The organism is Phaeobacter piscinae, assembly GCF_002407245.1.
GTDB lineage: Bacteria > Pseudomonadota > Alphaproteobacteria > Rhodobacterales > Rhodobacteraceae > Phaeobacter > Phaeobacter piscinae.
In genome coordinates this window covers 3,511,689-3,533,608 of sequence record NZ_CP010681.1, presented here as the reverse complement: position 1 = coordinate 3,533,608, position 21,920 = coordinate 3,511,689, and the positions used below count along the sequence as shown (strand labels likewise).

Below are 21,920 nucleotides of genomic sequence, written 5' to 3'. Positions count from 1 at the left end.
TGCGTTAATTTCATTCCATATTCATCAACCGGTTGTGCAGCTTTTGCGCCCTGTCCTTCTTCACCCGCTGGCGCTCCTGGATCGCCATCGTCTCTACCGCGTGCTTGCGGCCGAACGCTTTGCGCAGATTGTCCATTGCCCGCAGCTTCTGCGCGGTAATCTGCGCCAATTCCATATTCAGTTGGCGGCGGGTGCGGCTGTGCCAGCCCTGCCACAGAAGATCCGCGCCAAGTGCTTTCATCGCGTGGTCGGAATTAGCCATTTCGCGACTGTCCTTGATCTGCTGATCCAGTTTTGCCAGTTGGCCGCGCACCCGCGCCTCAGCATCCAGAACCGGTTTCACCTTGGCATGCTCCTGCAGGTACATGGCCTCTGTCACATCTGCCATCTGGTCCAGCATCTTCTGTTTCATTACACCATCCCCTTAGCCCGTTGACGCATTTTTTCCGCAAAGCGGATGGCAGCGGCAACTGGTGCATAATGCTCTTCGTGAATTTCCTGGCCGATATCGACCGCCGCATGCAACGCGCGCGCGGTGGGCGGATCACTGTGGATCGGAACACCGTTCTCATTGGCAACTTCTCGGATAACGGCGGCCACCTCATCCACACCTTTGGCCACGCATATGGGGGCCTGCCCAGGTGCGCGGTCCCACTTCAGCGCCACCGCGTAGTGGGTCGGGTTGACGATCACGACATCAGCTTCGGCCACATCGGCGACACCCTGGCTCATAGCAATTTCATGTGCCTTCTGCCGACGCGCGCCCTTCAGATGCGGATCGCCCTCAGCTTCCTTGGCTTCGTCCATGACCTCCTGGCGGGACATCATGTTCTTTCGATTGTGCTCTGCCTGCTGAAAGGCCGCATCAATCACACCGATACCCAGCGCGATGATCAACGCAAGGATCAGGAACTCCAGCGCCAGCTGCGCCATCATCATCACAACAACAAACGCCCCGGTGGCCGAAGAGGCAATCATGTCTGGCAGCCGAAAATTGAGGTAGATGCCCATGCAGACCGAATACAGCACCAGCTTGACCGTACTTTTGAAAAACTCGAACAATCCCGAACGCCCGAATTTGTTCTTTGCGTTAGAAATAATCGAAATTTTTGAGAGCTTTGGTTCCAGCTTACTCGGCGCAAAAACCAGAGCACGCTGCGCGATGATCGAGAGCAAAACGGCGGCCATCGGTACAATGAATATCGGCAGGCTGGACGTGCCGACCGCCATCAATATGCCACCAAGCGGGACAGTGCCCGCGCCGCCGAAGAACAAATCGGCCAAGCGATCGGGTTGGTCCAGGAACGACATCAATATCGTCCCGAGCTCCTCCACCACATCCGCGCCCGATACATAGATTGCAACAATCAGACCAAGATAGGCTGCTGCCACATTGAGGTCCGTCGACTTCGGAACCTCCCCCTTCTTACGAGCTTTCTCAAGCTTTTGCGGTGTTGGCTCATATGACTTGTCTGAATCGTCGTCGCTCATGGCATCCCCTCACCCGGATTGGCGAAAAAGCCCATGAGCGCCGTGCTCCAGATATCCAAGATCATCGGGCTGGCCACCATCAGAATTGCCAGACCTCCGAAGGTCACAACCGGGGCACCTACAAAGGCCACCATAAGCGCAGGCATCGCGCGGTTAATGACACCCAATGTCAGGTTATAAACCATCGAGCCGATCAGGAATGGTGCTGCCAGCGAGAAGCCCATCGCAAAACTACGCGATACCCGGTGCACCCCCCAGTCCGACAGCCCTGACGCGCTCGGAAATTCACCCACCGGAAACATCATGTAGCTGTAGATCATGAATTCAGCCACCCGGATGTGCAGACCCAACATCACCGCTAGCGCCAGACCAGAGATCAGCAAGACCGCACCGATTGCCGGCATGGGTTCTGCGCCGATACCTCCCAATACCTGCGCGAGAGAGGTCGACTGTGCGGCAATAGTGCCGGCAATCTGAATAGCATGAACAAACATGCGGATCGCCATTCCCAGCGCCAAACCGACAACCGCTTCGCTGAGTGCGAGGCTGCCATAATGCAATGGGCTGGCCGGTGGCGGAAGTATCGGCAAGGCCGGCGCCACGATGAATGTGAACGCCAGGGAAATCGCCAGTTTGATCCGTACCGGTACATATTTTTCGCCAAAGGCAGGCAGCACAGAAACCATTGCCCCAATCCGCAGAAAGACGATGGCCCCATGCCAAAAGCCGGCGCCCAGAAGGGCGACCAGCTCAGGTGGCAGAAAGTCGAGATTCATGCGGGAACCATACCAACGAGCGCCGGTCTGGCTTCTAGTCCGATCTCCTCGAATGACAGGACCGGGTTGAGGATGCCACGCGATTTGAGGATTGTCCGCAAATATCGACGGCGCCGGGTTGAGGTCACAACCGCTGCAAATACGCCCTGTTCCGTGGTGGTGTTCAGCCGCTCACTCAGCCCTTCGGCCAGCCGGTTGAACTGTTCCGGCGGCAGCGCAATATCGACGGCACCGCCCTGGGCATCGATCTGGTAGGTGGAGAATGTCTCCTCCCACTCAGGCGCCAGCTGGATCAGCGGAATGGTCCCATCTTCGCGTTTCATCTCACCAACCAGCTGGAACCCCAGCCGCTGGCGTACATGTTCACAGATGATCTCAGGCTGTGGCGTGTGCAGGCGGGCCTCGGCGATGGTCTCCAGAATCAGCGGCATATTTCGGATAGAGACGCGTTCCTCCAGAAGCAGCCGCAGGACTGTGTGCAATGTGTCGATCGGAACCTTGTCCGGCACCAGTTCATCCAGCAGCTTTCGATTGGCTTCGGCGCGGAACTCATCCGTCAGTTCGGTCATCTCATTCAATAGACGGCGAAGCGATTTCAGTGTCAGCAGGCGGGGGAAGTTCTGTTTGATCACTTCCAGCAGATGCGTTGCCAAAATTTCTGGCGCCGTCACAATTGTCGCCCCCGACAGTGCAGCATCTTCCTGCGCCTTTGAGGAAATCCAGCGCGCCGGAGCACCATAGACGGGTTCGGTGACATCTGTGCCCGGCGGCAGGGCATCATGATTGTCCGGCATCAGGGCCAGAACCATTTCCGGATGCAGAATGCCGCGCACCTGTTCGACGCCCTGAACCTTGATCACATAGGTGCCTGTCATCAGTTCCGGCTCATCCGTCAGGCGGATTTCAGGCAGGATCAGCCCGAATGTCGTGGCCACATGCGTTCGCATGTTGGCGATACGGGCATCAAGGCCGGTCCCTGCGTCCAGCACCATGCTCACCAGATCGGGCGCAAACTCCAGGTGCAGGTCGTCCAGATCAAGGATATCGCCAAGGGCCCGGTTTTCCTTGGGCTCCATGACCTCTTCGATCTGCTCTTCCATCTCGGCTTCTTCGCGGTCCTTCAGGTTTTTGCTCATCCGGTAGGCGGTGTAGCCCAGCACAGCCGCACCAGCCATGAAAGGAATGAAAGGCAGGCCGGGAACCAAAGCAAACAGCGCCATGAGAATGGCCACAGTGGCCAAGGCCGCCGGGTGTTTGCCCAACTGGTCAGCCAGCGCGATATCGGTGGACCCGGTGGCACCCCCGCGCGCCAGCAGCAGCGCCGCGGCGATGGAAATAATCACGGACGGAATTTGCGATACCAGACCATCGCCAACCGTCAGGATCGCATAGGTTTCAAACGCGGAGACCACCGGCATTCCGTGGATCAGAACGCCCATGATCAGGCCCATGATCAGATTCAGCAAAGTGATCAGCAGACCAGCAATCGCGTCGCCTTTCACAAATTTGGACGCACCATCCAGAGAGCCAAAGAACGTCGTCTCGCGCTGTTCCGTCTCCCGGCGGTCGCGCGCGGTTGCGTGATCAATGGCACCAGCGGACATGTCGCTGTCGATGGCCAGCTGTTTACCCGGCATAGCATCCAGGGCGAAGCGGGCGCCAACCTCGGCCATCCGTGCGGCACCTTTGGTGATGACCATAAAATTCACGATCAGCAGCACGCCGAACACCACGAGACCAAGGAAAACACTGCCGCCCATCACAAATTGCGCAAATCCTTCGATCACGCCCCCTGCCGCATCGGTACCGGTGTGCCCCTGACCGATGATCAGTTTTGTCGACGACACATTGAGCGACAGACGCAGCATCAGGGAGGCCAGGAGAACCGTCGGAAAAGACGAAAAATCCAGCGGACGTTCAATAAATAGCGTGATGGTGAAGATCAGAATCGCCAACCCAAAGGAGGCGGCCAGCCCGATGTCCAGCACCCAGGCGGGCATCGGCAGGATCATCATCACGATGATCGACATCAGCGCAATTGCCAGCAGTACGGTTGGGCTGAACAGTTTTTGCATATCAATGTTTGGCACGAAAATCAGCCCTTATTTCAGTACGATGAGCGCTTGCGCCGAAGTGCCGCCGCCGGTCAATGGAACCAGAGATCCCAGGCGGGCAGCACCAGACGGTGCCCCACCCTGAGCGATCAGCGGCGAAGGATTGTGAAGCATGGCGAGGGGTTGTGGGGCGGTAAACGTGGCTCGGCTGCGCTCTACCGGCATTGCTGCGACCGTCTCCACCGGCTTTAGGTCCGCACGCACCCTGTCAAAACGCGCAGTATAGCGGTTTGCATAGGTGGGTGTGCGCGAGTGATAGGCGCCGGCAGCCTGTGACCAGTCACCAAATTCATCGTGCAGTTCACGCAGGAACCGCGCCGCATATTGCGCATTCGCAAGCGGGTCGAACATCTGGTCGATCGAATCGAAAGCCTGACCATGCCATTTGAAATTGATCTGGAAACACCCGACGTCAAAGCTCCGTGCACCGCGTTTGAAGTGGGAGAAGACATAGGCCCGGGCCTCATCTTCTGTCTGAAACCACTTGCCGGCACCTTCCATATTGACGGTCCAAGGCCAGGGCTGGAGCCCTTGTTTTCCACCGCGGCCGGTCTCCGTCCTGGTGATGGCGCGCAACACGTCCAGCGGAACGCCCTGATCACGCGCTGCCCGTCGCGCGGCAAGATCACATAGGGCCGATACCTGCGGTGAAGCCGCGTATATTGTCTGAGGAATAAGCAGCCCCAGGAGGCCAAATACTGCGACAAGCAGCACGGACCACTTTGGCAAACTGCCTGCGCAGCGGACACACCGCCGCTGTTGTCGGAAATAATAGCTCGATTTCGGCATTCTGCCTGTCCAAATGAGGATTCACCCTAGGTTCGAGCGTAAGCTGAGAGCGTTGACAAACCGTTATCACCAAACGCGCAAAGACCGCCTCGATCAGGCGATCTTTGCAAATGCTCCGCTCAGATACGTGGTTCTTGGACGCTACGATCCATCGTCGGAAGGATCCGCCTGCGGCGTTACTTTCTGCAACAGATCTGCGATGCCGCCACGCGTCCCCTCGCTGCTTTCAACAAGCGCCCTCGCATGGGCCAAGGGCGGCAGACCGGTGGGTTCTTTCGCCGTCTCTTCGATTTGTGTTGTCACGCGCGCGACGCCACCGAACTGTTCCGTGTCATCCGCATCCATCGTGGCAAGCGTATCGCGATCCTCGGAATGCCAGAATCCACGCGTGGCAGCATCTTTTTCTTCTTCTTCAAGCAGATACTCACCAGCCCTGGCGTATTCTCCATTGCGCCAAAGTGCCTCTGCACGCAGCTTGTTTGCTGCAGAACCTGACAGTCCCATCAACTCAACCAAAGCGGAATGCGGCTTGTCCATCGCCAACGCTGCTTTGGCCAGGATCAGCCGACGTTTCGTGTTTCCAGGCTCCATTGCCAGCTTTTTCAGGATTGATTGAGCCTGCTGTGCAAACCCCAGATCCAGCAGGCGTTCGGCCACGATATCCGCGACTGGTGCGACCTCTGCGGTGGTACCATTGGCCGCGATAACCAGCGCATATTGCAGGAAGGTGACATCATCTGCCCGCTCTGTCAGCAAGGTTAGCAACGGTTCCAGCGCCGCAGTACGCGCGGCTGGACCGTCGCGTCGGCTTAGCGCTTCCAGTTCACTGAAACTGTCATGAAACTCACCAGTCAACGCCAGGGCGGCAACCACTGCGCGCCTGAGATCAGCGCCCAGCGGACTGTCGCGATTCTCGACCTCATAGGAGGCGGCCAGATCCGGCACATCCGGCGACAGTGCGCTGCGCTCAGCAAAACTGAGGTCGATCAGTTCGATCAGGGCCCGCGGTGCGTTTTCCGTCCGTTCGGCCACCTCATCCGTCAACTCTTGGGCGACGGTTTCAACGTCGCCTTCCAGTCTGGCAATCTCCGCCTCGGCCAAGTTGATTTCAGGGACATGTTCGACACCTGTACGATCAACAGACCGCAAAGCCGCGCCCGCCAGATGGGGATCACCCGCCTTAGCAAACAAAGTGCTGATGCGCGGACCAACTTGCACCCGCAGATGGGGTGGTAGCTTGGCAAAAGCCTGTTGAATCGCATCCGTTTTGGCATTTTTCTTGATCGTTCCATCTGCCAAGGCCGCCCAAAGCGCCACTTCGCTATCGCAAACCTGCTGCCCCGCGAACGTGTGATTGACCTCCATCGGCTGGCCATCCAGCACAGCCCCCATGGCCGTCAGCGCCACGGCATCGTCGTGCTCCGCAGCACCAGATGGCATCATCCGCAGAATCGCCTGCGCCTCAGCACCAAATCCAAAGAAAAGATATGCCCGCGCCAGGGTCAAAACCGCTTCCGGATCGACGTCATCAAATTCACGCACCAAATCCGCGCGCAATGGCGAAATCTGATCCGCAAACGGCTCGTCCGTGCCCCATGCATGCACCGCCAATTGTCGGCTTGGCAGGCAATGCGTTGGCTGGCCCGACGTGTCGGACCTGCGTGCAATAAGACCGGTTTCCCGATCCACCGAGGAGGTGACGGAAATCTGGTCCAGCGGATTAAGGGGGCGGTCTCGGCCGCTCAGAGGATCAAGGACATGCCCGTCCGTGCCATCGTGCACCTCAACGCCGACCAATTCCAATAACCCTTGATTGGTGGCACGGCTGATTTGTTGCAACAGCCGCTGTTCGGATTCGTTGACCGTTGCCGCTCTTTCGGTTTCCGACAAATCAAGCAGCATGTCCGTGTCAACTTGGACCGGAACCGGTTTCGGCTCAGTGGCAGACTCCACCGCAACGCGGGCCTCTTCAACCGGCGCGGCAGGTACCTCAGCGCGTGGGGTTCGGGTCAGGTCTAGGGGCAGTTGGATCGCTGACGGTGTATCCGCCACAGCGACAGGAAGACGCTGCACCTGATCAGCACCGGTAGTGCTGCGAGACGTCACACCAGCAAGATCAAGTGCGGCACGCGCGTCCGCAGCTGCCCGCGCCGCAAGATTAAACCGATATCCGGTACTATTGATATTTCCGGGCAAGAGCGGCAACGGCGATCCGGCCGTCAAAGGCTGATCGGCACGGGGCGTGCCATCGGCGATATCGACCACCAGATACCCGTCCTTCTGAACGAAGGAGCTGACATCGCAGTTACACCCAAGCTGCAGCTGCAACGGTTGCCCAGGCCCGGCTTGGGAGACCGACTGCAGCCGCGTACGCGGGATCAGGTCAAAGACTCGCGAGGTGTCGAACACGACTGTGGGCGTATCGATCACCACCTGGGCTGACTGCCCAGACTGACGCAGAGACCAAGGCGCACCAGCGGGAAGCCGCATGACCAACCGGGAAAACCCGGCATGCTCTCCCGAACGGGCGACCACTGTCTGAGCATCCGCGGATGCCGCAGCCAGGGTCAATGCTGCAATGGTCAGCGCGCGCCACATCATGCTGCGTCCTGTTTCACCGATTTCAAGGCATCTTCCAGTTCAGAAAATCCGGGGCGGATGTGGGATGGGGTGTTCTGACGCCCCACTTCGATACAGATCGCCGCTGCGTGATTGTGCAGGTTGGCCACCAGAACTTCGCGGATGAGCGAATAGAAATGCGCGTCCTCTTCGACAACCGATTTCACCTTGCCTGCGAAGGGGCCGACCAGACCATAGGCAAGGAAAACACCAAGGAATGTCCCAACAAGCGCACCACCGATCAGTTTACCCAGAACCTCAGGCGGCTGATCAATTGATCCCATGGTTTTAATAATGCCGAGAACAGCCGCAACAATGCCCAGCGCCGGAAGACCATCGGCAAGCGATTGCAGCGCATGGCTGGAGTGCAGGGCGTGGTGCAGATTCGCCTCAATCCGTTTTTCCAGAACTTCCTCAACCTGATGCGGATCATCATAGTTCATCGAGGCTGACCGCATGGTGTCGCTGATCAGATTTACCGCCTCTTTATCCGCGAGGATTTTGGGATAGCGATTGAATACCGAAGAATTTTCCGGATCTTCGATATGCTGTTCAACCTCAACCGGGTTCGCCCTTGCGATCCTGATCAATGAAAAGAGCAGACACAGAAGATCGCGGTAGTCATCGGGCTTCCATTTGGGACCCTTGAACACCTTGCCGACGTCTTTCAGCGTATGTTTAACGCCGCCCATATCATTGCTGATCAGAAAGGCGCCAACACCAGCGCCGCCAATCATCATGAATTCGAATGGCAGAGCTTTGATGATGATCGCAAACTTGCCACCTGCGAGGAGATATCCCCCGAACACCATGACAAAGATAACCACGATGCCTACAATACCGAGCATTAGGTCCACTCCGAATTTCGTTTGTTTCTACAAGTTTAGGCGATTCACGTTAAAAAAGCCTGAGGAGCAGCACTTGCTTACTCCTTTGGAACAGACCCATTGCGACCCGCCAGGACCACGCTGATTGTATAGGCCGCCTGCGGGCTGAGCCCTGCCATGATGCCGGCCGCTGCCTCGGGGCGCATGCGTGCGAGGAAGCCCGCTGCAAAGGCTGGATCCATCTCCTCAAAAAGGGCAGACGATTCTTTTGGTTTCATCTGTTCATAGACCGACGTCAGCCGCGTCAGATCTGCCTCAGTTGCACCATCCGCAAGAGCGAGTGTCGATTTCAGCTCTTGCTCTGCCTGCTCCAGCGCCACCAGTTTTTGCTCAATCGCTTCGTCTGCGATTTCGAGCGCCTTCATACGGTCTTCGATCTCAGCCTCACGGGCAGATAGAACAGCTTCACGTTCCTGAAAGGCCGCGAGCATGTTCTGCAGTTCGGCAGAAGAGGGCATCGACTGACCATTCAGCGTGCCTTTCGGCTCTTCTTTCAGGGTCGATTCGTCCTGCAGATTCGCAACCTCACGCGCGATAGCCGGACCAGCCTCCAGACCGAGACGCACAATTGCTGACCCCATCAACAGCAACGCCAGCATCATGAGAGCGCTGCTACGCGACCGCCTGATGCGCTTTGCCTTCTTCGGCTTCACCGGGGCGGCTTTTGTCTTTGCTGTCTTGGCCATTATGCAACCCGACCCTGAGACCGGTTATGACGGACAAACATCAGACCTGCGGGTTTCGCAGGTTCCGGCTCCGCCGCCACTTCCGGCTCCGCGTCGGCCTCATATGCCGCTGCCAATGCATCGCTTTCTTCGGCGACAGCAGACGGAGCGACAGTGGATTTCGGCTCAGTCGCCGCCGCCTCAGGCATATCATGCATGGAAGCCATCATTAGCTCCAACCGCTGTGCGACCGATTCGGCGCGCCCGGTCAGTTGGTCGAGCGCCTTGCTGGAACCATCCGACACATGACGCGCGGCCAGCAGCGACTTGTTGAGATCATCGACCTGCGCAGAAAGCACCGCAACTGCACCGCCAACCCCCTTTTCCAGATCATTAAAACGCTTCAGCCGACGCGAGAGCACCAGGCAGTAAAAGCCCGCCCCCATGGCCCCGGCCGCAAGCAGGATATCTGCAATCAGTTCCATCCCGTTCTCCTAGTTCAATACGAAGTCCATAATCAGCAGATCACGCACCCGGCCCTGGCCAGCTGCAATATTGATCCGCCGCAGCATCTGTGCGCGCAGTTTGGGCAGGGCCATTGGATCGGTCAGATCCTCCAGCTCCAGTGCCCTGAGATAACTGTTGAGAACATCGACAATCCGCGGGAGGATTTTCTCAACCTCAGCCCTGTGGGCGAGGTCAACCTCCAGCTGAGAGCGGAATCGAAGGTGCTTTAGACCACTTGCCTTGCGCAAACTGATCACAATCGGTTCCATTTCGATAAAAGCGAGATTGGCGATATCTTCCGCCGACTCACCATTGTCCACGCCTTCTGGCGCCACTTCGGTCGCATCCACCCCTTCTGGGGCTGCGCTCTGACCAAAGGGAAGAAGGCCTGACTGGACAGCGAAGAATCCCCCACCGGCTCCAACAAGTGCAAGGACAACCCCGATAATAAGGGGCAACTTGCTCTTCTTGGCCGGGGCGTCCTGTTCTGTGTCTACTACAGCGTCTGTCATGACTATCCCTAATACGTCGTGCCTCATCTTCTTAGCTGGCGGACACTAACCGAATGTTAAGGGCAATCCGGCAAAAGGGTTGCACATCGGACAGAACGCCGATGCTACGGAGGTTAATGTGCAGCAGATCAAGAATGTCTGGGCAGGTTTGGACACGCGAAAGCGCCTGATTGCCGTGGGGGCCACGGTGATCGTGATTCTCAGCGTCCTGGCGATGTCCCGTGTGGCGAATACGCCCACGATGCAATTACTATATGCCGGGCTGGAAAGCGGTTCGGCTGGGGATGTAGTGCGCGCGCTGGAACAGCGCGGCACCGAATATGAAGTGCGCGGCGGATCAATTTATGTTCCGGCTTCGGCACGCGACGAACTCCGCATGACGCTGGCGAGCGAAGGCCTGCCTGCAAACGGCGGGCGCGGTTACGAACTGCTTGATTCGCTCAGCGGGTTCGGGACCACATCGCAAATGTTTGATGCCGCCTACTGGCGCGCAAAGGAAGGGGAGCTGGCCCGTACCATCGTGGCCAGCCCGCATGTGACCCAGGCCCGGGTCCATATCGCAAATACCGGATCAAATCCGTTTCAACGCACGGCTGAACCGACTGCCTCTGTGTCGGTTGTGCCGATGGGCTCGCCCATCACGCCCGCGCAGGCCAATGCGATTCGCTTTCTGATTTCCTCGGCTGTGACAGGTCTGGCGGTGGAAAACGTAGCGGTGATTGATGCCAATGGCGCGCTGATCGGCTCTCCCGAGGCCGCTGCCGCTGTCGGCGCCGGAACCGATGATCGCTCGCAGTCGATTCGTGAACGGGTCATGCGGTTGGTCGAAGCACGCGTTGGCCACGGCAATGCTGTGGTTGAGGTGAGCGTCGAAACCGTGACCGACACCGAGTCTATTCGCGAGAAACGCATTGATCCCGAAAGCCGTGTCGCCATCAGCACCGATGTGGAGGAACGTGCGGATTCTTCGCAAAATCAGTCGGGTGAGGTGACCGTAGCCTCCAATATACCCGATGGCGATGCCGCCTCGGGCGATGGGTCAAAGGCCAGTACCAGCGCAACCCGCGAACGGGTGAACTATGAAATATCCGAGACCGAAAAAGAAATCCTGCGTGGGCCTGGCGCGATCAAGCGTCTGACTGTCGCTGTACTGTTGAACGGTGTGCCGACGACAACAGCAACCGGTGAAACTGTTATGGTCCCACGGGCCGAGGAAGAGCTTGGCGCCCTCCGCGAATTGATCTCTGCTGCGGTAGGATTCAGTGAGAAACGTGGTGATGTTATCACACTGAAATCGATGGAAATGCCCACAGTAGAGCCACAAGGCACCGTGGTCAGCGCCTCCGTCTTCGACAACATCTATCTGGATGCGATGTCACTGATCCAGATGGCTGCTCTTGCTCTTGTCACTTTGATCCTCGGTCTCTTTGTCATTCGTCCCATTCTGTCGAACCCGAGCAGTGCTCCGGCACTCGGTGCACCGGTAGGCGACGCCATGGATGAGCTGCCCGCGCTTGGCGGTGGCGGTTTCATGGCCAACCCAAATCTGGGCGCTGACCTCGCGCTGGATGGCGAAATAGAGAACAACGATACCGGTCAGTTCGAACCCATGGGTGGCATGGGCATGGGCAGCGGTATGGGCATGGGAGACATGGGCGGAATGGGCGATATGGGTGGCTTGCCTGCGCTTGGAGGCGGTGGTGACAACCCTGTTGATCGCCTCCGCTCGATGATTGGCGAACGCCAGGAAGAAACCGTTCAGATCCTGCGCGGTTGGCTGGAAGAGAATGAGGAGAGAGCCTGATGACCATTGCCCATCTTCTTGAAGATTTTGCCATGGACACACCTGCGGTGCCGGTTGCAGAAGTCAGTGAAGAACTGCTGGAGGAGAAACGGCTGGAATCCTATGAAAAGGGCTACAGTGCGGGCTGGGACGACGCGGTAACGGCCAAGGACAAGGAGACCACACATGTTTCCTCCGAATTGGCCAACTCGCTCGAGGATCTTAGCTTCACCTTTCATGAGGCACAGACCCAACTGCTGGAATCTCTGGATCCGATGTTCAAGGTTCTGACCAGCGCAGTTCTTCCCGATGCCATGGCCGCCAGCTTTGGCCATCACATCGTCGATCAGCTGACGGATATGGCCAAGAGCCAGGCCGATCAGGCGATAAACATCGTTGTCTCACCTGGCGAGGGTGCAACGGTGCGCGCCCTATTGACGAAGAGCTTCACCGTTCCTGTACAGGTCCGGGAAGATGTCATGCTGTCGTCTGGTCAAGCCTATCTCAAAGTCGGTGGCATCGAGCGGGAGATCAACAGCTCAGCACTAATCAATTCTATACAGGACTCTATCGAGGCCTTCTCTTTCCACATCACAGAGGACAGCAAATATGGATAAGTCTGCTGAAATGAACAGGAAGTCTGGCGATGCAGGTAATCCATTTGTATCGGTACCGGTCGAGGTTGTCGTCTCTGTTGGCAAGGCAAGACCGTTGATCCGGGATCTGGTAAACCTTGGCGAGAACGCGATCCTGACACTCGACAAGCGGGTAGAAGATCCCGTGGATCTCTATGTTGGTGACCGGCTTGTCGCAAGGGGACAGCTGGAGGAATTGGAAGGCGAGCAGGCTGGTCAATTGGCCGTTCGACTGACCGAAATCGCGGATTTGCAAAGCGGTCTGGGATGACACGCACCGCCCTTTTTGCCGCCGTTCTGGCTGCCATGCTGGCCATCGGCCTGCCAGAGGCTGTGAGCGCGCAGGATCTCAACCTGTCCTTGGGCGATGGGCAGTCGATCTCAGCCCGCTCGATCCAGTTGATCCTGCTGATCACCGTCCTCAGCCTCGCTCCGGGGCTGTTGATTATGATCACCTGCTTCCCGTTTCTTGTCACCGTATTGTCGATACTCCGGCAGGCTATTGGTTTGCAGCAGGCACCACCGAACATGCTGATGATCAGCCTTGCGCTGTTCCTCACCTATTTCGTCATGGAACCGGTTTTTACCGAAGCCTGGACCACCGGAATCAATCCACTGATTGAGGAACAACTGGATGTGGAAACCGGGCTCGAGCGTGCGTTGCAGCCGTTTCGAGTGTTCATGGCCGCGCGTCTTGACCCCGATACATTCTACGCGATTGCGGATCTGCGACCCGCCACTGCGGGTATAGACCCTACCGCTGAGGCCCCTTTGTCGACCCTGGTGTCGAGCTTTATGCTCTCGGAAATTGCCCGAGCCTTTCAGGTTGGCTTTCTGGTCTTCCTGCCGTTTCTGGTCATCGATCTGGTGGTTGCGGCAGTTCTGATGTCGATGGGGATGATGATGGTTCCGCCAGCTGTTGTGTCCATGCCCTTCAAACTGGCGTTTTTTGTTGTCGCCGACGGTTGGAGCCTTATAGCAAGCGCCTTGGTCCGCAGTTACTTCCCCTGAAACACACCCGTTTGCAGGAAGCCCCCTGCGAAACGCCCCGGTCACAACAGTGGCCGGGGCGTTTTGCATTGGCGCGACAAACGTGATCTCGACAGCTTCTCGACCTAACGCCATGCACCTCTCCCTCAGCGGCGTCTCTATCGGACGGTCAATCATGCGGCCACCAAAGGGGCTACATGCGCGCCGGACTAGCAGTTGAAACGAATACTCTAAATCCAGCACTCTGGTGTCCCCTTGTTCAAGTCAGACAAGAGGATCAGGCCAAGCTGAGATAGCTCCCGGCCGGGCATTAGATTCACCTTGTATCATGAAGCCGGTCAGGGTCGAAAAATAGCCAGGCAGTGAATGAACGTGGCGGCCCATAGCCCAAGCAAAAACCCCCGGAACGCTAAGGTCCGGGGGGTATATCTGCTTGACGGTAGCTTTATGTCGACGCGCTACCGCACCACGAATTCAGCATGTAGCGCACCAGCCGCCTTCAGGCTCTTAAGGATATCAATCATATCCCGCGGCGACACTCCCAGCGCATTGAGACCCGCCACCACTTCCGACAACGATGTGGTTTCCGGGACCTCTGCCAGCTGAATGCCTTCTTCTTCTTCGATCGCAGCGCCAGTGCGCGGCACAATCACCGTCTCACCGTCGGCGAATGGATTAGGCTGCACAACCAACGGTGTTTCCTCAATCCGCAAGGTCAGATTCCCCTGCGCGACGGCAACCCGCGAGATACGCACATCGCTGCCCATCACAATGGTACCAGAGCGTTGATCGACAACCACACGTGCCTTGCGCTGAGGTTCAACCAGAATATTCTCGATCCGCCCGACAGCATGGGCGGTGGAGCGGGTGTTCGTCCGCTGCACGTCGATCTCAACCGTCCCGGAATCACGCATCAGTGCCACGTTACGTCCAAATTCCGCGTTGATCGCGCGTTCGATGCGGCCAGCGGTGGTGAAATCAGGCTCGCGCAACGCAAGACGCATGGACGAGAGCGAGGACAGATCGAAGTCGATCTCACGCTCAACCCGCGCACCCGAAGGGATGACACCAGCAGTGGGGACACCCTGTGTGACAGAGGCGCCTTCCCCCTCCGCGACGGCTCCGCCTGCCAGAATGGTACCTTGGGCGACCGCATAGATTTGGCCATCTGCGGCATTCAACGGTGTCATGACCAGCGTCCCACCCAGCAGGCTCTTTGAATCGCCGATCGCGGACACTGTCACATCAACAGTGCCGCCTACGCGAGCAAACGGCGGCAGCGTGGCGGTGACGAATACCGCAGCAACATTCTTGGGCCGAAACTGTTCGCCGGTCACATTGACGCCCAGCCGCTCCAGAATATTCGACATGATCTCTTCGGTGAAGGGGGAGTTCCGCAGACCATCACCTGTCCCGTTCAACCCTACGACCAGACCGTAGCCAACCAGATCGTTACCGCGCACACCATCAAACTCAACCAGATCTTTTAGCCTGATCGCATTCGCCTGAGCCATTGCCGGCAGCAGCAGTACAGCAAGAAGAACCCGAATGAACCGCATCATGACAGGAACCTCATCAGCGACAGCTGCGATGTGCGCGCGGTGACGGTGAACAGGCTTTCCAGTTGGAACTGCGCCTCATCCAGACGGGTGGATGTTTCATAGGGGTCAGCCTGAACAAGCTCATTGAAGACCAGGCTGAGGCTGGTCTGGGCGGCGCCATTGCGGGTCGCGGTCTCTTCAATGCGGCCCTCCACAAAACCCAGATCCGACTGCATCTGAATCAATTGGACCTGACTTTCGCGCAACTCAACTCCTGTGCTGCGCAACATCTCGAACTTCACATCTGAGGTGAGGCTGAGCCCTGGGTCATTAACCAAAGTTGCGATGGCAAGGCTCTGCAGAGTCTGTTTAAACGCATCGTCATTGGCCTTCAGAGAGACGGTGACCTCTTCTGTCGGACCGATTCTCACCGGATCCATCAGGTCCGACGCGCCCTGATACATAACCGCATCAAACCCAAGCGGATCGGCGAACCAATCTTTAACGGCCTGCACGATATCTGGCGCAGTGGTGAATGGCGTCACCTCCGTCACCAGTGCCGACATCAATGTGTTGATATCAGCAAGGGGTTGGGCCTCGGTATCTTTGCCGGAAAACAGGCTTCGGCCAGCGACTTCGCCATTCAGCGAGCGGATGGCTTCGGTCAGGTACACTTCAGCCTGCTTTGACAATTGCTGAGATGTTTCGTCATTCGGCGAGGTCGTGACTGAAAAAATATCGCCCGTGAGCTTGACCACATTGTCAGAAATCAATTCGATATTGTTCTGCATGGACGATGCAAACAGCGCTGCCTCGGTGTTCGCAACCTGAAACGATTTGAGGCGATCCAGGTTACGCTCAACATCCGAGAGATATGTCAGATCCCCCCCTAGTTTCTGTGTCAACTGCGAGGTTTTTCCCGAGCTCAGCTCCTGGGTCAGGGTTGAGATATCATTCTTCAGACCAACCGACCGATTGCGCAGGAACAAGTGTTGAGCCATATCCCCATAGGAATTCATAATCATTCGTTAAATCCTCAGAAGTGTTTCCATCAGCTCATCAACCACGGAAATCATCCGCGCATTGGCCTGATAGACTTTTTCAATCACAATAAGGTTCTGCAGCTCAGCATCACTGTCGACGCCCTGCGCCAACTCTCGCTGGTACATTTCGGTATAGGTTGCTGCCGCAAAGGCGACGTTCTGTTCGGCAGAATTTTCACTCTGCGCGAAGCGAGACAACAGGTTCGCACTCAGCGTACTAGCATCCAGATTTGCCGTCCCCAGGCCGACGGATGACACCGTGCGCTTGGCGTCCAGAGCATCCGCATATCCGCGCAGCAGCGTCGCATCCCCGGCATTACCGGGCGAGGCTGCATTCAAGCCGTCGCGTAGCCGCCAGGTTTCGGCCTGCCCCTGCATGGCAATCTTGTCATTCAGCTCGATACGGTTGGCGATGCCGACAGTATTGACCGGATCGAAAAATGCACCCTGATCGGTGAAGATGCCAGGATCCGTTGCTGCCAAGGTTGGATCCAGCGCAGGATCTTGAAAGCGTTCGATAAGATCCTTTGCCATAGCGTCCAGATCTTCCTGCGCCTCGACGGTCAGGACATCGCGCACCTCAAATTGGGCGGCAAGTGTGCCGCCGCGGATAGGCCCGCCGGGCCCTGTTGCGACATCAATACCATTGATCTGCAACCCGGAGAGCAGACCGTTGCCCAGAGTCATGTATGGCAGTGTATCGGCCTTACCGTCAAAACTCAGCTCAGCTGCTTGGCCGTCCAGCAGCACAGCGCCCCCTTCGGAGAACAGGGCAACCTGACCCCTGTCACGATTGACGACCTTGACCGGAATGATCTTGTTCACTTCGTCAATCAGCAGGTCTCGTTGATCCAGCAGCGACGCCGAATCAGACCCGGTTGATTGGCTGACCGCAATTTTTGCATTCAGTTTTTGAAGCTTTTCCAGTGACTGATTGACCGTATCGACTTGTACGTCAATTGCTCTGTCGGCAGCCGTGCGCTGATTGCGTAGACCCTCTGCCGCATCCGCAATCGACCGCACCAACTCTTCCGCTTGGATTGCGAGATCATTCAGCCGCGGTCCGGAATCGGGTCGCGAAATCACCTCGATCAGTCCGGAATCGAAATCCGTTAGTCGCTGCGTGATTGAATAGGGGTCGTCGGCGCTACCAACCAATTCGGTCATGCGACCAAAAAAAGCGGATTTCACCTCTGCAACGCCGACCTCTGAATTGGCAGAACGCACGCTGGATTGCAGCGCCGGATCGTTGATCCGCTGCACGTGACCGACCTTGACCCCGCTGAACCCGTCGCCGGCGCTGGTAAGCGCAAGGCTCCGGCGCGAATACCCCGGCGTCAGGACATTCGACAGGTTTTCGGAGACGACCGATGTCGAGCGACCAGCCGCCGTCAGTCCGGTCATTGCGGAATTGAGAGCACTTGTAATGGACATGGGTCATCCAGCCTTTGCGCGAATGTTAATCAGAAGGAAGGACGCCTATCAGCGCTTGATGTTGGTGGTTTCCTGCAACATCTCATCCACGGTCTGAATGACTTTTGCGTTAGACGAATAGGCCCGCTGGGTCTGAATCATATTGGTCAGCTCACCCGCCACATCCGTTGCGGATTCCTCGCGGGCATAGCCGAGGATGTCGCCTGTCGGACCTTCACCAGCATTCCACAGGAAATAGGAGCCACTTTCACTGGACGGCATATAGGTCTGTCGGTCCATAGCGATCATGCCATTCGGGTTCGGCAGGTCAACCAGTGGAACCTGATAAACCACGCGGCTGACACCGGTGTCGTAGTTGGCATGCACATAGCCGGCCTCATCAATCTCTACGCCGGTGAAGTTGCCGACCGGAGCCCCATCCTTGGAGATCGAGGCGGGGGCAAAGGTGTCCGACAATTGCGTCAACCCGTTGTCGTCACCCAGCGTGCCGATATTGATCTCCATCGGGCCACCAGCGACGTTTACAATGATGGAGCCCGTTGCCGGGTCATAGGGACCACCGGTCGTATCCGTGACTGCGTTCAGTGCGCCGCCTGACGTTCGGTTGTCATCGAAGGTCAGAGTGTACTCCCCGATCGGGGTCGCACCGGTCGCGGTATCGGTGATGATCATGGTCCATTCGTTCGACTCGCCCGTTGCCGGAACGGTGGGCACAAATTCGATCTGCAGGCTCTCGGATTTACCCAGGTTGTCGTAGTATTCGATCGAAAGGTTCTCACTGGTGCCCGCCGCTGTGGACTCTGTCGCTGTCGCGGGCAGGTTCACGCCTAGGGACATCTCGGTCGTCGGCTCTCCGGACAGTTTGTTCACATTGAACCGTACCGGCTCCAGCGCATCAGATGTGTCGCGCGCATAGGGTGGAATGGTACCATCAGATTGCGCAGGCCAGCCCATCAGAACCAGACCGGACTCAGTTGCCAGCAGGCCATCGGCATTGGTTCTGAACGACGCCGTAGTTGTCAGCATCATCTGGGGGTTGGTGGCGCCCGTCTCAACCTCGTTCATCGAGGTGACAGGCAGCATACCACGGCCTCGCACAGCAAGATCGGTTGCATTGCTGGTTGACACCAGCGGTCCCCGCTCGTCGATCAGGCGCACATTGGTCGTGCGCACACCGCCGGCCGAATAGGTGCCGCCAGAGGAGCTCATAACCATCGAATGGAAATCCGTCTGAACGCGCTTGTAGCCGGCGGTCGAGGAATTCGCGATATTGTCTGAAATGGAGGCCAGTCGGCTGGCATTCGCGGTAAGTCCGGCAACGCCGGCATTAAGCGAGGAAGAAATCGTCATGGATACGCCTTTCTGCTGCATCGAATCTTTCTTGATGCAACAGCTAGCCGATTGCCCATTAACGGGCGGCTAACAGATAAAATTGTCTGGTCTGTTGGCCGCCCATTCCTGGCGTTCTTGCGCTCATTTCCGCAAAAGGATGATTTCGACCCGATTGTTTCGCGCTGACATCGGGTTGTTATCCGTCAGTTTGCGGTCTGCATGGCCGGTCACACGATGCATGCGTTTGGACTTGGTTCCACCTGATTCGAGCATCATTCGGGTGGCATCCGCCCGCGCGTGGGAGAGTTCCCAGACCGGATTATTCGCGACGACAACCGCATGAGATCTGATATGCCCGCCAATGGCGATGTTGTTTTCAACAACCCCTGTAACGCGCGATACCATCTTCACAATATCCCTGAACAGAAGCGTCGGTTCTGCGGTGCCGTCTTTGAACAGCGGTGATTCCTCAGTATCGAAGAGCTCGACAACCAACCCCTCATCCGTAACACGAGTAATGATATGTTGCGCCATTTCGATCGAGACCATGCTTTCACCGCCACGACCTTTTAGCTGTTCTTCCAGGGCGCGGAACTGCTCATCAGCGGCTTCACGCTCCTTATCCTGCTCGGTTCCCGAATCCCCTTTCGCCTGCTGCGCGTCGGTAGGATTAATATCAGTCGCACCAGTTCCGTTCTGAGGCTTGATCTCCTCAGTGAACATACTGTCACCGCTGAATGCCCCGTTTCCGCCACCCGACACCCGGCTCAGCGGTATGGATGGCGAAAAGTAATCCGCCAGCCCTTTTCTCTGTTTTTCAGTCGTTGCGTTGAGCAGCCACATCAACATGAAGAACGCCATCATAGCCGTCACGAAGTCCGCATAGGCGACCTTCCAGGCTCCACCGTGGTGGCCATCGCCACCACCTGACTTTTTCTTCTTGATGATAATGGGCGCCACATTTCCTTGTGCGCTCATAATCCACCACCTATTTTCACCCACTACTGGGATATCAGGCGGGGTCTTAAGCGGCCCTTAACAGATAAATTTGCCGGCAGTTATGCTGTCCGGCGCGCCTCAACCGGGCTTTTCACCTGCAAAATATGCGCCCATTAAAAGGGACAGGCGCCGCCACCGGGCAAAATACTCGGTGGCGGTACTCGGTGGCGGTACAGGATATCAAGAGTCCAGCAGGATGCCTTCGTATCTCTCCCGGAGTGTATTCTTCTGAACCTTGCCGGTGCCGCCCAATGGCAAGGATTCAACAAAAACCACACGGTCGGGGATCTGCCAGCTGGCGACCTTGCCCTGATAATGTGCCAACAGATCAGCCTCAGTGACATCGGCAGACCGTTTCACAGCGATCACCACCGGGCGTTCGTCCCATTTGGGGTGTTTCGCCGCAATTGCCGCCGCCTGAGCGACATCAGGGTGCGACATGGCGATATCTTCCAGCTCCACAGTGGAAATCCATTCGCCACCAGACTTGATGATATCCTTAGAGCGGTCGCGAATGATCATATAGCCGTCACCGTCAATTGTGGCGACATCGCCGGTATCAAACCATCCATCCTCTGTCAGGGCGGATTCTCCGGCGCGGAAATAGCTGTCGATCACCCAATGTCCGCAGATCTGCAGGTTACCTTGCGTCTCGCCATCATGCGGCAAGATCGCGCCGCCATCGTCGACGATCCGCAGATCGATGCCATACATTGGTCGCCCCTGCCCTTCGCGCAGCTTGGCCTGGGCTTCGGCATCCAACTCATTGTGTTTCTGCAGCAGCTGGTTCAGCGTTCCAATGGGGCTGGTTTCCGTCATACCCCAGGCATGCACCAAATCGACGCCATATTTGTCTCGGAAGGTCGGGATCATGACTGTCGGCAGGGCAGACCCGCCCACAATCGTGCGTTCAAGGCTCTCGGCGGTGCAGCCGGTTTCCTCCAGCCCCTGCAACAAGCCCATCCAGATCGTCGGCACGCCCAGCGCCACAGTCACCTTTTCCGCATCAATCAACTTGGCCAGGCTCGCCCCATCAAGGTGCGGACCCGGCAGCACCAGCTTTGCCCCAACAGCTGCGGTCATATACGGCGTGCCCCAGGCATTCACGTGAAACATCGGCACCACCGCCAACACCGTATCCCGCGCCCGCAGGGCCAGACCGTCGGGTTGATTACCACCAATCGTGTGCAGCACGCTGGTCCGGTGGGTGTATTCGACGCCCTTGGGGTTGCCGGTGGTGCCTGAGGTGTAGCACAGGCTAGAGGGCAGATTTTCATCCAGATCGGGCCAGTCATAATCGGCGGTCTCCGCATCCAGCAAATCATCGTAGAACAGCACGCCCTCAATCTGCGCTGCGATATCGGCATCTTTCGATCCCATCACCACGATATGTTGCACAGTGGTGAACTGCGCGCGCAACTGCGCCACAGCCGGAACAAAGGTCGTGTCAATAAACAGCACCTGATCCTCGGCATGGTTGATGATGTAGATCAGCTGCTCCGGCTTCAGACGCGGGTTAATCGTATGGCAGACATACCCGCCACCTGACACGCCAAAATAGATCTCAAGATGACGGCGGTTGTTCCAGGCGATGGTGCCGCAACGGGCGCTTTGGACGATACCGAGGCGCCCCAGAGCCGCCGCAAGTTTACGGGCATTGGCATCGATGTCACCCCAGGTCACATGCTCGGTTTCACCCGACGTTTCAACCGAGGTGACCGTCGTTGAGCTGTGGAAACGCCCCGCATGTTCTATCAGCGAGCCTATGGTCAGCTGTTTGTGCATCATCTTGCCAAGCATCGT

General features: G+C 57.3%; 20 protein-coding genes. 4 read left to right on the top strand and 16 right to left on the bottom strand.

All coding sequences use genetic code 11. The features are described 5' to 3' along the window. Nucleotides 1-10: 10 nt before the first annotated feature. The 10 genes from phaeop14_RS16770 to phaeop14_RS16725 form a co-directional block, all read right to left on the bottom strand. A complete protein-coding gene (locus phaeop14_RS16770; RefSeq protein ID WP_024098948.1) occupies nt 11-412 on the bottom strand; it encodes a hypothetical protein in 402 nt (133 codons plus the stop codon). Continuing rightward, nucleotides 412-1,491, bottom strand: a complete 1,080-nt coding sequence (flhB, locus tag phaeop14_RS16765; RefSeq protein ID WP_040175033.1) for a flagellar type III secretion system protein FlhB — start codon at nt 1,489-1,491, stop codon at nt 412-414. The genes phaeop14_RS16770 and flhB overlap by 1 nt, the downstream gene beginning before the upstream one ends. After that, nucleotides 1,488-2,267 (bottom strand): flagellar biosynthetic protein FliR, encoded by a 780-nt coding sequence (locus phaeop14_RS16760; protein WP_096790159.1) that lies wholly within the window; start codon nt 2,265-2,267, stop codon nt 1,488-1,490. The genes flhB and phaeop14_RS16760 overlap by 4 nt, the downstream gene beginning before the upstream one ends. Continuing rightward, nucleotides 2,264-4,342, bottom strand: a complete 2,079-nt coding sequence (flhA, locus tag phaeop14_RS16755) for a flagellar biosynthesis protein FlhA (protein WP_420874970.1) — start codon at nt 4,340-4,342, stop codon at nt 2,264-2,266. Before flhA ends, phaeop14_RS16760 begins: the two co-directional genes overlap by 4 nt. 27 nt (nt 4,343-4,369) lie before the next feature. Then, nucleotides 4,370-4,960 carry a transglycosylase SLT domain-containing protein gene (locus phaeop14_RS16750; protein ID WP_420874964.1) on the bottom strand — a complete coding sequence of 197 codons (591 nt, stop codon included), beginning with the start codon at nt 4,958-4,960 and terminating at the stop codon, nt 4,370-4,372. Nucleotides 4,961-5,311: 351 nt separating this feature from the next. Then, nucleotides 5,312-7,768, bottom strand: coding sequence for a hypothetical protein (locus phaeop14_RS16745; protein ID WP_096790157.1), 2,457 nt, complete (start codon nt 7,766-7,768; stop codon nt 5,312-5,314). After that, complete coding sequence (motA, locus tag phaeop14_RS16740) at nt 7,768-8,637, bottom strand: flagellar motor stator protein MotA (RefSeq protein ID WP_024098942.1); 870 nt, start codon at nt 8,635-8,637, stop codon at nt 7,768-7,770. Before motA ends, phaeop14_RS16745 begins: the two co-directional genes overlap by 1 nt. A gap of 77 nt (nt 8,638-8,714) precedes the next feature. Next, nucleotides 8,715-9,362, bottom strand: coding sequence for a MotE family protein (locus phaeop14_RS16735; RefSeq protein ID WP_052463932.1), 648 nt, complete (start codon nt 9,360-9,362; stop codon nt 8,715-8,717). Next, nucleotides 9,362-9,826 carry a hypothetical protein gene (locus phaeop14_RS16730; RefSeq protein WP_040175041.1) on the bottom strand — a complete coding sequence of 155 codons (465 nt, stop codon included), beginning with the start codon at nt 9,824-9,826 and terminating at the stop codon, nt 9,362-9,364. Before phaeop14_RS16730 ends, phaeop14_RS16735 begins: the two co-directional genes overlap by 1 nt. Before the next feature lie 9 nt (nt 9,827-9,835). Next, nucleotides 9,836-10,360 (bottom strand): flagellar basal body-associated FliL family protein, encoded by a 525-nt coding sequence (locus phaeop14_RS16725; RefSeq protein ID WP_040175042.1) that lies wholly within the window; start codon nt 10,358-10,360, stop codon nt 9,836-9,838. 118 nt (nt 10,361-10,478) lie between these two features. Here phaeop14_RS16725 and fliF point away from each other — a divergent pair, with 118 nt between their 5' ends. Genes fliF through fliP form a run of 4 tightly spaced genes read left to right on the top strand, consistent with a single transcriptional unit; the run spans nt 10,479 to nt 13,789 of the window. After that, on the top strand, nt 10,479-12,164 hold the full coding sequence (gene fliF / locus phaeop14_RS16720; RefSeq protein ID WP_096790344.1) for a flagellar basal-body MS-ring/collar protein FliF: 1,686 nt from the start codon (nt 10,479-10,481) through the stop codon (nt 12,162-12,164). Continuing rightward, nucleotides 12,164-12,760: a hypothetical protein gene (locus tag phaeop14_RS16715; protein WP_040175043.1), complete on the top strand. Its 597-nt coding sequence runs from the start codon at nt 12,164-12,166 to the stop codon at nt 12,758-12,760. The genes fliF and phaeop14_RS16715 overlap by 1 nt, the downstream gene beginning before the upstream one ends. Further along, nucleotides 12,753-13,049: a FliM/FliN family flagellar motor switch protein gene (locus phaeop14_RS16710; protein WP_040175044.1), complete on the top strand. Its 297-nt coding sequence runs from the start codon at nt 12,753-12,755 to the stop codon at nt 13,047-13,049. Before phaeop14_RS16715 ends, phaeop14_RS16710 begins: the two co-directional genes overlap by 8 nt. After that, entirely contained in the window at nt 13,046-13,789 is a 744-nt protein-coding gene (fliP, locus tag phaeop14_RS16705) for a flagellar type III secretion system pore protein FliP (protein ID WP_040179048.1), read from the top strand. The genes phaeop14_RS16710 and fliP overlap by 4 nt, the downstream gene beginning before the upstream one ends. Nucleotides 13,790-14,226: 437 nt before the next feature. On the opposite strand, the gene phaeop14_RS16700 is transcribed toward fliP, so the two are convergent. The 6 genes from phaeop14_RS16700 to phaeop14_RS16675 all read right to left on the bottom strand — a co-directional run bounded on the left by phaeop14_RS16700 (nt 14,227) and on the right by phaeop14_RS16675 (nt 21,917). Beyond that, on the bottom strand, nt 14,227-15,330 hold the full coding sequence (locus phaeop14_RS16700; RefSeq protein WP_024098934.1) for a flagellar basal body P-ring protein FlgI: 1,104 nt from the start codon (nt 15,328-15,330) through the stop codon (nt 14,227-14,229). Beyond that, the gene (locus phaeop14_RS16695; protein ID WP_040179047.1) at nt 15,327-16,334 is read right to left on the bottom strand and encodes a flagellin; all 1,008 of its coding nucleotides are present in this window, start codon (nt 16,332-16,334) and stop codon (nt 15,327-15,329) included. Before phaeop14_RS16695 ends, phaeop14_RS16700 begins: the two co-directional genes overlap by 4 nt. Nucleotides 16,335-16,337: 3 nt before the next feature. Continuing rightward, entirely contained in the window at nt 16,338-17,786 is a 1,449-nt protein-coding gene (flgK, locus tag phaeop14_RS16690; protein WP_024098932.1) for a flagellar hook-associated protein FlgK, read from the bottom strand. 48 nt (nt 17,787-17,834) lie between these two features. Next, nucleotides 17,835-19,157, bottom strand: coding sequence for a flagellar hook protein FlgE (locus phaeop14_RS16685; RefSeq protein WP_082035087.1), 1,323 nt, complete (start codon nt 19,155-19,157; stop codon nt 17,835-17,837). 102 nt (nt 19,158-19,259) lie between these two features. Beyond that, complete coding sequence (locus phaeop14_RS16680; protein ID WP_040175048.1) at nt 19,260-20,096, bottom strand: flagellar motor protein MotB; 837 nt, start codon at nt 20,094-20,096, stop codon at nt 19,260-19,262. Between the two features lie 201 nt (nt 20,097-20,297). Continuing rightward, complete coding sequence (locus tag phaeop14_RS16675; protein WP_096790156.1) at nt 20,298-21,917, bottom strand: long-chain-fatty-acid--CoA ligase; 1,620 nt, start codon at nt 21,915-21,917, stop codon at nt 20,298-20,300. Between the last annotated feature and the right edge of the window lie 3 nt (nt 21,918-21,920).